The organism is Devosia indica, assembly GCF_003056405.1.
In the GTDB taxonomy this organism is placed as follows: Bacteria; Pseudomonadota; Alphaproteobacteria; order Rhizobiales; family Devosiaceae; genus Devosia; species Devosia indica.
Map to the genome: position 1 here is coordinate 123,140 of NZ_PYVZ01000004.1, position 12,424 is coordinate 135,563.

Below are 12,424 nucleotides of genomic sequence, written 5' to 3' on the forward strand. Positions count from 1 at the left end.
TAACCAGAACAAGGCGGATTCGGTCAAGCGTGGGATAGGGCAGACTGCTGACATAGGCTGTCAGCAGGGGGTGGGGGCTTGACTTCTGCTCGACAAAATAGAACATAACAGGAACACACGCCCGTACCTAGGCCCTGAGCGTCCTGTGCAGAACCGCAATTGTCAGGTGAATGGCGCACAGAAAGGTCTATGGTGCGGCGAAACGGGTTGAAGGCCGCGCGCCGGGCGGCAGCAGGACCCATGAGAGAAAGCGTCCCGTAACCGGGCAGACCGGGACTGAATTGGAAGGATATGCGCCATGGCTGGCAGCGTGAACAAGGTCATTCTGGTGGGCAATCTGGGCAATGACCCGGATGTGCGGAACCTGCCGAGCGGCGGCAAGGTGGTCAATCTGAGTGTGGCGACGTCGGAACGCTGGCGCGACCGCACCAGTGGCGAGCAGCGCGAAAAGACCGAATGGCACCGCGTGGTGATCTTCTCGGAAGGCCTGGCGCGCGTCGCCGAGCAATATCTCAAGAAGGGCTCCAAGGTTTATCTGGAAGGCCAGTTGCAGACCCGCAAGTGGCAGGACCAGTCCGGCCAGGACAAATATTCCACCGAGGTGGTGCTGCAGAACTTCAACTCGTCCATGGTGCTGCTGGACGGCCGGGGCGAGGGGGCCGGTGACAGCGGTGGCTATGGCGGCGGCGACGGCGGTTTCCGCGGCGTGCGCGACAGTTCCGGCGGCGGCGGTGGTGGCGGCGGACGCCGTCCTTCGGCCAATGCCCCGGCCTTTGAGCCGGGCGGCATGGATGACGACATCCCGTTCTGAGCGGGCAGGATATCCAAGGGCGGCCAGGAGCCGCCCTTTTTTGTATCCAGATCAGGCCGCGAAGCGGTCGCGATAGGCTTGCGGGGTGACGCCGAGTTTCCTGAGAAAGGCGCGGCGCAGTGTTTCCTCGCTGCCGAAACCGCAGCGGCCGGCCACGCGGGCGATTGGCAGATCCTGCTCCAGCAGGCGCCTTGCCGTCTCGATCCGCAAGTTCTCGACGGCACGGGCGGGGGTCTGGCCGGTTTCCTGCCGATAGCGACGGGAGAAATTGCGCTCGCTCATGCCGGCGGCGGCGGCCAGGTCCGGCAGGGCCAGCGGGCGGTGCAGATTTTCCATCATCCAGCCGTGCAGGCCATCGAAACGACCGCCTTGATCCTGCAAGGTCAGGGCCGCGCTGAACTGGGACTGGCCGCCGGGGCGCTTGAGGAAAACCACCAATTGCCGCGCGACGGCCAGGGCGAGATCGCGGCCAAGATCGGCTTCGACCAGCGCCAGGGCCAGATCGATCCCGGCGGTGACACCGGCTGAGGTCCAGAACTGGCCATCCTGGATGAAGATCGGATCCGGATCGAGCCGGACGCGCGGGAAGCGCGCGGCAAATTCCTTGCAGCGCCACCAATGGGTGACCGCGCGGCGGCCATCAAGCAGGCCCGTGCTGGCCAATAGAAACGCGCCACTGCACACCGATGCCGTGCGGCGCGCAATGGCGGCGCGTGCCGTGATCCAGTCGGTCAGGCTTGTATCGTCACAGGCGTCGTAGACGCCCCAGCCGCCGGCAATGACCAGCGTGTCCACGGGCTCCGTGGCGGATGAAAGGGTTTGGGCTTCCAGCACCAGGCCGGACGAGGTGACCAGACGCGGCTGCGCGGCGACCACTACGGGCGTGTAAGGCAGCGGCAGACCCTGTGCACGGGACAGGTCATTGGCCGAGGCAAACACCTGCAACGGCCCGGTCACGTCGAGCAATTGGCAATCGGCGAAACCGAGAACTTCGATGCGTCGGGTCATTTGGCGTAAAACGAGGGTTGATTGGCAGTTCGGCCAAACTGTTCTGCCATAGACTGGCCGCCGTCAACCCTGGAGGTGGTCCATGACGCTCAATATCGGATTTCTCGTCTTTCCCAATGTGCAGCAGCTCGACCTGACCGGCCCCTATGAGGTGTTCGCCTCGGCGGCCGACGTAGCGGTGCATCTTTTGTGGAAGGACCTGGCCCCGCTGCGCAGCGCCACCGGGCTAATGCTGTCGCCAACCATGACACTCGGGGATTGCCCGCAACTGGATCTGATCTGCATTCCCGGCGGTGCCGGGGTCAATGCGCTGCTCAACGACCGGCAAGTCCTCGATTTCGTGCGGACCCAGGCGGCCGGGGCGCAATTCGTGACATCGGTCTGCACCGGTTCGCTGGTCCTGGGCATGGCAGGGCTGCTGGAAGGCCGCCGGGCGACGTCGCACTGGAATGCTGTGGACCTCTTGCCACGCCTTGGCGCCATTCCGACTCCGGGCCGGGTGGTACGCGACGGCAATGTCATCACGGCAGGCGGGGTGACCTCGGGAATTGATTTCGGGTTGACGGTATTGGCCGAATTGCAGGGTGAAGTGGCGGCGCGTCGGGTGCAACTGGCGCTCGAATATGCGCCGGCGCCGCCCTTTGACAGCGGGACGCCCGAGGCCTGCGATGCGGACCTGGTGGCAACGGTGCGCCAGGGCATGGCGCGCGCGCGTTCGGAAAGGGAGGTTTTGCTGCCGCCGGTCAGGCCGCAGTAAAATAGCGCCAGGTGCCGCGACCTTCGGATTTTGCCTGATAGAGCGCGCTATCGGCATCGCGGTACAGCGCCTCCGCGTCCTGGCCAGAATTGCGCGCCATGCCGATCGAGGCGCCGATCTGATGGGACTGCCCGCCGAGCACAAAGGGTTCGCGGAACGCCTCGACGATGCTGGCGCAGAGGTTTTCCGGTCCCGGCGCGGCGCCCTGGCTCAGAATGATGGCGAATTCATCGCCGCCGATACGGGCCACCAGCGCCTCAGACGTACAACAGGCCGTCAGCCGGCGTCCGGCCTCGATCAGGCAGGCATCGCCCTGGGCGTGGCCCAGAGTGTCATTGATGGATTTGAAACGGTCCAGATCGATCAGGATCAGCGCGCCGATGGGCCTGGCGTGGCTGTCATCTCGCAGGTCATCCAGCCGGGTCTGGAACAGGCTGCGATTGGCCAGACCGGTCAGGGCATCTGTCTCGGCCATGCGCCGGGTCCGCTCGGCGAGCAGTTTTTCCTCGGTGACGTCCTGTTTCATGCCAAAAATGCGGCGCGCCTGTCCGTCCACGCCATCAACGGTTGCGGTGATCCGCATCCAGCGATGCTTGCCGGTACTGGTGACGATTTCGGCATCGAAATTGAAGTCGCCAAGCGTTTTTATCGCGCGTGCCCGCAGGGCCTGCATGCGGCGGCGCGAGTGGGGCATGTACATTTTCAGGGTCTGAGCCCGGCTGACCGCCGAGCCGCGCGGCAGTTCGAACAGGTCATAGACACCGTCGGACCAGGACAATTGCTCGTCGGGCAGGGAGCAGGACCAGATACCAATACGGGCCGTCGCCGACGCCCGCTCGATCAGGTATTGCCGGTGCTGTTCGGCGGCGCGGCGGCGGTCCATCGCGGCATGACCAACCAGTTCGGTCACCCTTGCGAGCAGGAAACCGGCATCAGCATGGCTTCTCTGGGCCTGGTCCCAGAGCACCAGCCATTGCTGTCGCGCCGCGTCGATTCCGGGCACCGGCACGGTCAATACGAACCTGGCGATGGGGTCGTCGTTCATGCTGACGCGGCCGGTCGGGGCGAGCAAGTGTGCCGCAATCCCCGTGGGTGGCGTGGCCCCGTCCATGTCGATCCAGTGCATGCCGCTGGTCGCAAACCCCGCGCCGGCCATGCCGGTCAGTGCCCGCAAACGGGACAGAAATCCGCCCGCCGACGGCGTGGCGCCGGGCGGAACCATAGGTTGCTCTGCACACGGCCAGCTTTCTGTGAGGGGCTGCACAAACATGCGCGGACCCTAGCAGTGCCTTCTTAAAACATTGTTTTCTTGGAGGGATTTAGTTCGACAAAAAAGAGCGGCGATTTTGATCGCCGCTCTGGAAATGTCTTCTACGTCATTAGCGCGAGAACGGCACTTCGGCGCGCAGGCTGTCGCCGGATTCGACATAGACGACTTCGAATACCACCTGAATGGCGTCGCCATTGAGCTGAATCTGCGCGGAGATGTTGAGGTCCTTGCCTTCCTCGTCCTGGTCGCGTTCGCGCAGGTTGAAAACCAGGCCCGAACCGCGCTTCTGTCCGACGGCGATGCCTGTAAAGGTGGCATTTGAGGTCATGGCGGCTTCAAAGCGCCGGCTGGCGTCGACATAGGCCAGGGTTCCGGCAACCGAGAGATTGGTGCCGGCCAAGGCGCAGCGGCCATTATAGTTGACCTTGTCCTGATTGCCCTGGCTCAGGGACAGGCGACAGACCACGGATTCTTCGCTGGCGCCATAGAGCGTGCCGCGCCCGCGCCATTCGCCGATATAGGACTTGAGCAGGGCAACATCTGCCGGCGCAGCCAGAACGGGCGTGACACCCGCCATGGAAGAAAACAGGAGTCCTGACAGTGCAGCGGCACGGGTCAGGGTTCCGAAACTGGTCATGGCGCTATGCCTCCAACAAGCAAAACAAGCCCCCCGGCATGTCTTCGCAGGCCAAGATTACCGATTGTCGGCCAGGGATGTGGCCGGTTCTCGCGAAAGTGATCGCGCCACAAGCGGTCCGGCCGGAATCACTGCACGCATGGTAGCTTTGGCGACCCATTTGCGGCAAGCGGCTCCCTCAGGGCGTGCGGCCGGCGCCGACGCGGGTGTCGGTGTTGCCGGTCGGATCGTCCGGCGTGGCGACATGGTCGGCTGTCTGGACATGGATGCCGGTGAGGTTTTCCAGCATGCGCGATGCCGCCACCAGCAGCGAGGGCAGCATGAACAGGTCGCCCACCAGGGCCAGCGACAGGGATAGCACGAAGAGCGAGCCGAACAGGGCCACCTGCGGCAATTCGGAGAAGGCCACGATGATGGTACCGGCGCAGAGGATAACGGTGGTCGCGACAATTGCGCCGCCGATACGCCGCAGCGTGTGATGCACGGAATCTAGGTGACTGCGCTGCTCTTCGCGCCGCCCGTGCATGTAATGGGAGAGCATATGGATAGTATCATTGACGGCGATGCCGAAGGCGATGGTCAGCGCCATGACTGTGGTCAACTGCAGACCCGCACCGGTGGCCCAGAGCCAGGCCTGGGTGCCCAGTATGGGGAACATGTTGGGGATGGCGGAGACCAGAGCCATGCGCAGCGAACCAAAGGCAACGCCGATCAGCACCAGGTTGAGCAGCACGCTGGCCGCCAGGGATATCTGCAGCGAGCGCACGATGTCGTCCGTGGCAAATGTCGTCAGGATGCGGAAGCCGCCCAGCTCGGCCTGGGGAATGCCGGCCTCCGCCATGCGGGTCTCGATGCGCGCCACCATGTCCTTGAGCGCCTGGCTCTCCAGGATTGTCGGCATGAAGCCGGTGACCAGGGCCTGGCTGCCATCTTCGGTGATGAAGCGCTTGCGCATGAAGGGGCCGACGGCGTCAAACACTTCTTGGCGGGTGAAACCGCTGTCGGTGTAGTTGGTCAGGCTGGCGGCCGAGATGACCTTGTTTTCACCCAGCTCGGACTCGACGATCTCGTGCACGATGCGGATGGTTTCGAAGTCCTCGGCGGCGACATTGGGATCCATCTGCGTGAGCGGCACGCGCACATAGAGAGGGGCAACTCCGCCCACACCCTCATCGATGCTCTCTGCCGTGCTGAGCGCGGTCGAATCCTTGGCCATGAAGTCTTCGAATGAGAACCGTGGCTGGATGAGGAAGAAGGGGATGATCAGGAGAATGGTGAGCAGGATTGCGAGCACGCTGACCGGGCGGCCGAATCTCATCGCCAGGCCAAGCGCGGCAGGCAGGGGCGCATTGAGCGCGAAGTTCGGCGCCTTGGGCAGTTTGAAGCCGAGCCGCAGGGCCAGCTTGAGCAGAAGCGGCATCACCGTCATCAGGCAGACGAACATGATCGCGCTGCCGGCGGCGCCGGCCAAGGCAAATTCCTGGACGCCCTGGCCTGGCGAGAAATAGAGCGAGGCGAAGGCGACGAGCGTCGTCAGGGTCGTCAGCGCTGTCGCAGGGCCCACCAGCTTGAGCGTGGTATCGACGGCCTTGTTGGGCTCCATCCCGTCGCGCCAATAGGCTAGCCAGTTGAAAATGAAGAACATCGACTCGGCAAAGGCCATGACCAGCACAAGCGTGGTCACGATAATGGTGAGGAAAGAGAAAGAGCCAAACAGCAGCAGCACCGTGCCGATGGACCACATGACCGCCACGAAGGGGGTGGCAGCGACGATGATGGCGCCCCAGAATGAGCGCAGGGCGAACAGGGCGATGAAAGCGCCCAAGCCAAAGCCATAGACCGTGAACTTGATCTGGTCATCGACGGCCGCATTGAGCATTTCCGAGGTCCAGACCGGCGGGCCGGTCAACTCGATCTCAAGGCCGGTATCGTCATAAAAGGCCAGGGTTTCGCGCAGGCTGGCGATCATCGCCTTGGTGCCGTCCTGGTTCACCAGTTCCTGGTTGGGGAACATGATGAGGACCACGCCGGTCAGATCAGGCGTGATGAGGTTGCGCATCATGGGATCGTTCTGTTGCAGATCCATCAGCGCCATGGCGACTTCGTCGGCGTTCAGCATGCCCTCGGGCACGGCCGGCACGGAGCCGCCGCTGCCATTGGGCTTGCGCAGGGTAAAGGGCGACATGGTGCCCACGGCGTATTCATTGAGCTCGAGATCGAAGGCGAGGCTGCGGATGTCCTCGAGAACATCGGGATCGACGAGATTGGGCGAATTGACCATGACATAGATGTCGTTCTCGAAGGTGCCGAAGGTCTTCGAGAGATTGTCATAGGCGTCGTAATAGTGCCCGGAATGGGCGTAGACACGCAGCAGATCGCCGTCGACATTGGCTTTGGGGATCTGCCAGAAACAGAGGATCGTGAACAGCAGCACGATCACGGACATGATGCGCGGATAGCGCAGGGTTGCCACGCCCAGATACTCAAAGCCGAAACCAATGGATCGCCGGTTGGTGAACCAGTCGACGAAACGCGACACCACAGAACCCGAAGACACCAGAACCCGACTCCCCCTTGGGCGGCAATTGGTTCAATTTTCTACGGGTTTGTGGGCAATGCGTCCAGCTTGGGGGCCGGCAAACTGTCTGGGCGGTAAATGCCGGGTCCGGATCAGGCCGGACCCGACGCTGCTTCAGGCGCCCAGGGCGGCCTTGTTGGATGCGAGGAAATCGGCCAAAGCCTCGGGCCGGCGGCCGGAATAACGCTCGACCACATCGGTCACCACGCCATGATGACCGCTGACGGCGTCGCGCTCGAAGGCAGTCAGGGCTTCGGCAAATCCTTCAGGCAGGCCGGCGGCGATCATGCCGGCCTTGAGGTCGGCAGGGGACAGAGTGACAACGGCGACAGGCCGGCCGGTGAGGTCCGAAGCGATCCGGGCGCGCTCGATATTGGTCACCGGGGCTGGCCCGGTGACATCCTCTATTGCCTTGCCCTGGGCGGACAGCAGGGCGCCCGCAGCCGTGCGGGCGGTATCGGCCCGGGTGACATAGCTGGTGCCGCGATCACCGATCAGGCCGTAAAGCTGACCGCTGGCGACGGCCTGGGGCAGGCTCATCAGATTGTTTTCCGAGTACATGTGATTGCGCAGGATGGTGAAGTCGAGGCCCGAGGCCGCGATCGCGACTTCCGTCCAGAAATGTTCCGGATTGAGACCGGCATCGGCATTGGGCCGGGCGGCGGGGGCAGAGGTATAGACGATATGCTTGACCCCGGCAGTCTTGGCGGCCTCGACGGCGGCGGTCTGCTGGGCGATGCGGGTGCCTATGCCATCGGTCGAGACGATCAGCAGGCGATCGACCCCGGCAAAGGCGGCGGGTAGGCCGGCGGGGTCGTTGAAGTCGACCTTGCGGATTTCGACGCCCCTTTCCGCCAGGTCGGCGAGCTTTGCGGGATCGCGGGTGCCGGCGATGACCTTGCTGGCGCCGCGCGCAAGGAGCTCCTCAACCGCCGCGCGGCCGAGATGGCCGGATGCGCCGGTCACGAGAAGGGAGGCATTGGTGAAATCTGTCATGGCACGAACTCCTGAATAGGGCTTCGATCCTTGTCTCTCGCTGTCCTGGAGAGTAAGTATCGAAAAGAGAGTGCCTATCTAGTCTCCTCAAAGCAGGCTGAAAAGGAGGCACTTTTTCGGCCATAGATTACCTGGAGGTAAGTGCGTGCAGCAGGATCAGGACATTGCAGCGGTGTTTGTGGACCGCTGGAACCAGGCGGCAAGCTTTGAGCAGACCGGAACCTGTCCGGTGCGCGATGTGCTCGACAAGATCGGGGACAAATGGAGCATGCTGATCGTGATGTACCTTGCGGCAGGGCCGAAGCGTTTCAACCAGTTGCACCGCGAAGTGCCGGACATCTCGCAGAAAATGCTGACCCAGACACTGCGGGACCTGCAGCGGGACGGGCTGGTATCCCGCCATGTCTTCGACACCAAGCCCCCATCGGTGGAGTATCGCCTGACCGGGCTGGGCCAATCGCTGATCGTGCCCTTCGGTTATCTGATCGACTGGGCCAATCAGAGCATCCCGAGCATTGAGGCGGCGCGGGCCAGTTATGACAAGGCAGCCTGAAATGGCTGACTTCGCAACACCAAATCTGCCATCGCGTAACTTTGATGTTACAGAACAATTCTACGCTGCGTTGGGATTTGAGCGCAGTTGGCGCGACGAAGGCTGGATGATCCTCAAGCGCGGGACGCTGGTGATCGAGTTCTTCCCGCATAAGGACCTTGACCCTGCAAATAGCTGGTTCAGTTGCTGCCTTCGCTTTGATGATGTCGATGGCTTCTTTGCAGTGTGCCAGGCGGCCGGGGTTCCAGAGCGCAAGACCGGGTGGCCACGGCTGATTGCGCCGGAAGAACAGCCCTGGGGTGGACGGCTGGGCTATCTTGTCGATCCCGATTGCACACTGGTGCGGTTGATCCAGGATTGAGCGTCGATCTCTCCACAGCTCAAACCTCCTGAAAATTGGCAATCGGGTGCGGAATCGCCTATCTATCGGGGATCAAGAACCAACGTAGAATCACCCCGTGACAGATACGCCTGATGATGTGAGCGGTGGACCCTCGTCCTCCGACATCGCCCCGATCTTCATTACCGAGGAAATGCGCAAGAGTTATCTCGATTACGCCATGAGCGTGATCGTGAGCCGTGCGCTCCCCGACGTGCGGGACGGGTTGAAGCCGGTGCACCGGCGCATCCTGTTCTCGATGAGCGAGAACGGCTACGAATATAACAAGCCCTATCGCAAATCGGCACGCGTCGTCGGCGACGTTATCGGTAAATACCATCCGCATGGTGACAGCGCCGTCTATATGGCTTTGGTGCGCATGGCCCAGTCGTTTTCGATGGGGCAGATGCTGGTCGAGGGCCAGGGCAATTTCGGCTCGGTGGACGGCGATATGCCGGCCGCCATGCGTTACACCGAAGTGCGCATGCAGCGGATCACCAATTCGCTGCTGGACGATCTGGACAAGGACACGGTCGATTTCCGCGACAATTATGACGGCTCAGAACATGAGCCGACGGTGTTGCCGGCGCGGTTCCCCAACATGCTGGTCAATGGCGGCGGCGGCATTGCCGTGGGCATGGCCACCAATATTCCGACCCATAATCTGACCGAGACCATCAACGCCGCGCTGGCGGTGCTGGACAATCCGTTCGCCACGACCGAGGACTTGCTCGAGCACCTGCCGGGGCCGGACTTCCCGACGGGCGGTATTATCCTGGGGCGCGCCGGTATCCGGCAGGCCTATGAGACGGGCCGTGGCTCGATCATGGTGCGTGGCCGTTCCAGCATCGAGGAAGTGCGCAAGGAACGCGAAGCCATCATCATCACCGAGATTCCCTATCAGGTGAACAAGGCCTCGCTGGTCGAAAAGATCGCCGAGCTGGTGCGCGACAAGCGCATTGAAGGCGTGGCCGATCTGCGCGACGAATCCAGCCGCGAAGGCATGCGCATCGTGGTCGAGGTCAAGCGCGATGCGCTGCCCGACGTGGTGCTGAACCAGCTCTATCGCTTCACGCAGCTGCAAAGCTCGTTCGGGTGCAATTTCGTGGCGCTCAATGGCGGCAAGCCCGAGCTGATGAATCTCAAGCAGATTCTGGATGCCTTCATCGATTTCCGTGAGCAGGTGGTTACGCGTCGCGCCCGGTTCCTGCTCAACAAGGCGCGTGATCGTGCCCATGTGCTGGTGGGTCTGGCCGTCGCCGTGGCCAATATTGACGAGGTCATTGCGCTGATCCGTACCGCGCCCGATCCGGCGACGGCGCGCGAGCAGTTGATGACCCGCCGCTGGCCGGCAGCCGATGTGGCGCCGCTGATCGCGCTGATCGACGATCCGCGCCACCGCATCAATGACGACGGCACCTTCAACCTTTCCGAAGAACAGGCCCGTGCCATTCTCGAATTGCGCCTGGCCCGCCTGACGGCACTTGGCCGGGACGAAATCGGCGAAGAGCTCAACGGTCTTGGCGCAGAGATCGAGGACTATCTCGATATCCTGCGCAGCCGTGATCGCGTTCGGGCGATCATTCGTGAAGAGCTTGAAGCTGTTCGCGAGCAGTTCGGCACGCCGCGCCGGACCGAGATTTCCGATCACGCCGCCGACTTTGACGATGAAGATCTCATCGCGCGCGAGGACATGGTGGTGACCGTCAGCCATGGCGGCTACATCAAGCGCGTGCCGCTCTCGACCTATCGGGCACAGAACCGGGGCGGCAAGGGCCGCTCGGGCATGGCGACGCGTGATGAGGATTTCGTGGCGCGGCTGTTCGTGGCCAATACGCATACGCCGGTGCTGTTCTTCACCAGCCGCGGCATTGCCTACAAGCTCAAGGTCTGGCGTCTGCCGCTGGCGGCTGCCAATGCCCGTGGCAAGGCGCTGATCAACATCCTGCCGCTCGAGCAGGGTGAACGCATCACCTCCATCATGCCGCTCCCCGAGGACGAAAGCTCCTGGGGCAATCTCGACATCATGTTCGCCACGACGCGCGGCACGGTCCGCCGCAATTCGCTGGCTGACTTTGTGGAAGTGCGCCAGAACGGCAAGATCGCCATGAAGCTCGATGAGGGCGATGCGATCGTGGGCGTGGACACCTGCACGGTCAATACCGACGTGCTGATGACCACGGCGCTGGGCCAGGCGATCCGCTTCCGGGCCGATGATGTACGCCTGTTCAAGGGCCGTGACTCCATGGGCGTGCGTGGCATCCAGCTCGCCGAAGGCGACACGGTCATCTCCATGGCCATCATCAACCACTCGGACGCAACATCGGAACAGCGCGCGGCCTATCTCAAGATGAGCCGTGCAGTGCGCGGGGAGGCGGAGGGCGAGGATGCGGGTTCGGACGAGGCCGATGTGGTCGCCGGCGAATTGAGCCCCGAGCTTTATGCGCAGATGAGCGCCACCGAGCAGTTCATTCTGACCATTTCCGAGAATGGCTATGGCAAACGGACCTCAAGCCATGAATACCGGATCACCGGGCGTGGCGGCAAAGGCATTGTCGCCATGGCGGTCAACAAGCGCAATGGCAATCTGGTGGCCAGCTTCCCGGTGGAGGATGACGACCAGATCATGCTGATCAGCGATGGCGGGCAGACCATTCGCCTGCCGGTGGGTGGCGACAAGCCGATCCGCATCGTCGGACGGTCCAGCCAGGGCGTCATCGTGTTCGATACGGCCGAGGACGAGAAGGTGGTTTCGGTGGAACGCATCAGCGAGCCTGAAGCCGAAGAGGATGACCTGCCGCCTGACGCGTCGGCGGACGGCGCTCCCGAAACGCCGCCCGATGGCGACGGTGAGGGCGAAAGCCCCGGCGAGCCGAACGGCGAATGAGATTGAAAGGGGCGCTGCGGCGCCCCTTTTTGCGTCAGATGAAGCGCTGGATGTCGCCCGCGTCGTTTCGGCGGATCCGGTCCCTGGCGGCGCTGCTGCCCATCCGGACCTGTCGCGGAATGGTCGTGCGCGGCGTTCTGGCCCAGCTTGCTTGCGCCCGCGCGCCGCGCGGATCAGGCCCGAAATCATTCTCGCCCCCTTCGGGCGGCCACATCATCCAAATCAGCATCGCTATGCTCCCAATAACGGGCACAAGTGGAATGAAGTACCACCAGCCCGAATGACCGGTATCGTGCAGGCGACGGACGGTTACGGTGATCCCCGGTATGAAGTGGAAAAGCCCGGCAAACAGTGTGAATGGCCCATATTCGCCTTCGGCGAGATTGGCGCCATCAATCGTGTAGTCGGCAAAGAGCCCGACCCCACAGGCGATTGTCGCGAACAAAAAGAAAAGCCAGTATTGACGCCGGGTGCTGCGACCCGAAAACTCGAAATAGCGCAGCATGCTGTCAAAATAGGATATCACGACTTTATTTCCTGCGTTATTG

At 62.7% G+C, this 12,424-nt stretch carries 11 protein-coding genes; 5 read left to right on the forward strand and 6 right to left on the reverse strand.

The window, feature by feature from the left end; translation table 11 throughout:
* The first annotated feature begins 298 nt into the window (after positions 1–298).
* Positions 299–811 carry a single-stranded DNA-binding protein gene (ssb, locus tag DDE76_RS05490; protein ID WP_104894227.1) on the forward strand — a complete coding sequence of 171 codons (513 nt, stop codon included), beginning with the start codon at positions 299–301 and terminating at the stop codon, positions 809–811.
* Positions 812–862: 51 nt separating this feature from the next.
* On the opposite strand, the gene DDE76_RS05495 is transcribed toward ssb, so the two are convergent.
* Entirely contained in the window at positions 863–1,819 is a 957-nt protein-coding gene (locus tag DDE76_RS05495) for a GlxA family transcriptional regulator (RefSeq protein WP_104894228.1), read from the reverse strand.
* A gap of 82 nt (positions 1,820–1,901) precedes the next feature.
* Between DDE76_RS05495 and DDE76_RS05500 the strand changes: the two genes are divergently transcribed.
* Positions 1,902–2,576: a DJ-1/PfpI family protein gene (locus DDE76_RS05500; RefSeq protein WP_104894229.1), complete on the forward strand. Its 675-nt coding sequence runs from the start codon at positions 1,902–1,904 to the stop codon at positions 2,574–2,576.
* Here the strand turns inward: DDE76_RS05500 and DDE76_RS05505 are convergent.
* The 4 genes from DDE76_RS05505 to DDE76_RS05520 all read right to left on the reverse strand — a co-directional run bounded on the left by DDE76_RS05505 (position 2,563) and on the right by DDE76_RS05520 (position 8,057).
* Positions 2,563–3,798, reverse strand: coding sequence for a diguanylate cyclase domain-containing protein (locus tag DDE76_RS05505; RefSeq protein WP_157955669.1), 1,236 nt, complete (start codon positions 3,796–3,798; stop codon positions 2,563–2,565). The genes DDE76_RS05500 and DDE76_RS05505 overlap by 14 nt on opposite strands.
* 157 nt (positions 3,799–3,955) lie before the next feature.
* Complete coding sequence (locus DDE76_RS05510) at positions 3,956–4,483, reverse strand: hypothetical protein (protein ID WP_104894231.1); 528 nt, start codon at positions 4,481–4,483, stop codon at positions 3,956–3,958.
* Between the two features lie 178 nt (positions 4,484–4,661).
* Positions 4,662–7,040, reverse strand: coding sequence for an efflux RND transporter permease subunit (locus DDE76_RS05515; RefSeq protein ID WP_104894232.1), 2,379 nt, complete (start codon positions 7,038–7,040; stop codon positions 4,662–4,664).
* Between the two features lie 135 nt (positions 7,041–7,175).
* Entirely contained in the window at positions 7,176–8,057 is an 882-nt protein-coding gene (locus DDE76_RS05520) for an SDR family oxidoreductase (protein ID WP_104894233.1), read from the reverse strand.
* 145 nt (positions 8,058–8,202) lie between these two features.
* Here DDE76_RS05520 and DDE76_RS05525 point away from each other — a divergent pair, with 145 nt between their 5' ends.
* From DDE76_RS05525 to gyrA, 3 genes are all read left to right on the forward strand, one after another.
* On the forward strand, positions 8,203–8,610 hold the full coding sequence (locus DDE76_RS05525) for a winged helix-turn-helix transcriptional regulator (protein WP_425430617.1): 408 nt from the start codon (positions 8,203–8,205) through the stop codon (positions 8,608–8,610).
* 1 nt (position 8,611) lies between these two features.
* Positions 8,612–8,971 carry a bleomycin resistance protein gene (locus tag DDE76_RS05530; RefSeq protein ID WP_104894235.1) on the forward strand — a complete coding sequence of 120 codons (360 nt, stop codon included), beginning with the start codon at positions 8,612–8,614 and terminating at the stop codon, positions 8,969–8,971.
* 97 nt (positions 8,972–9,068) lie between these two features.
* On the forward strand, positions 9,069–11,876 hold the full coding sequence (gene gyrA, locus DDE76_RS05535) for a DNA gyrase subunit A (protein WP_104894236.1): 2,808 nt from the start codon (positions 9,069–9,071) through the stop codon (positions 11,874–11,876).
* A gap of 34 nt (positions 11,877–11,910) precedes the next feature.
* Here gyrA and DDE76_RS05540 read toward each other — a convergent pair whose 3' ends face one another.
* On the reverse strand, positions 11,911–12,402 hold the full coding sequence (locus DDE76_RS05540) for a DUF805 domain-containing protein (protein WP_104894237.1): 492 nt from the start codon (positions 12,400–12,402) through the stop codon (positions 11,911–11,913).
* Positions 12,403–12,424: the final 22 nt, after the last annotated feature.

Bases quoted from the DNA above. Each gene is read 5' to 3' on its own strand.
- DDE76_RS05530 (WP_104894235.1), top strand. From the start codon at position 8,612: ATGGCTGACTTCGCAACACCAAATCTGCCATCGCGTAACTTTGATGTT.
- DDE76_RS05500 (WP_104894229.1), top strand. From the start codon at position 1,902: ATGACGCTCAATATCGGATTTCTCGTCTTTCCCAATGTGCAGCAGCTC.
- DDE76_RS05510 (WP_104894231.1), bottom strand. From the start codon at position 4,483: ATGACCAGTTTCGGAACCCTGACCCGTGCCGCTGCACTGTCAGGACTC.
- DDE76_RS05505 (WP_157955669.1), bottom strand. From the start codon at position 3,798: ATGGTTCCGCCCGGCGCCACGCCGTCGGCGGGCGGATTTCTGTCCCGT.
- DDE76_RS05495 (WP_104894228.1), bottom strand. From the start codon at position 1,819: ATGACCCGACGCATCGAAGTTCTCGGTTTCGCCGATTGCCAATTGCTC.
- DDE76_RS05520 (WP_104894233.1), bottom strand. From the start codon at position 8,057: ATGACAGATTTCACCAATGCCTCCCTTCTCGTGACCGGCGCATCCGGC.
- ssb (WP_104894227.1), top strand. From the start codon at position 299: ATGGCTGGCAGCGTGAACAAGGTCATTCTGGTGGGCAATCTGGGCAAT.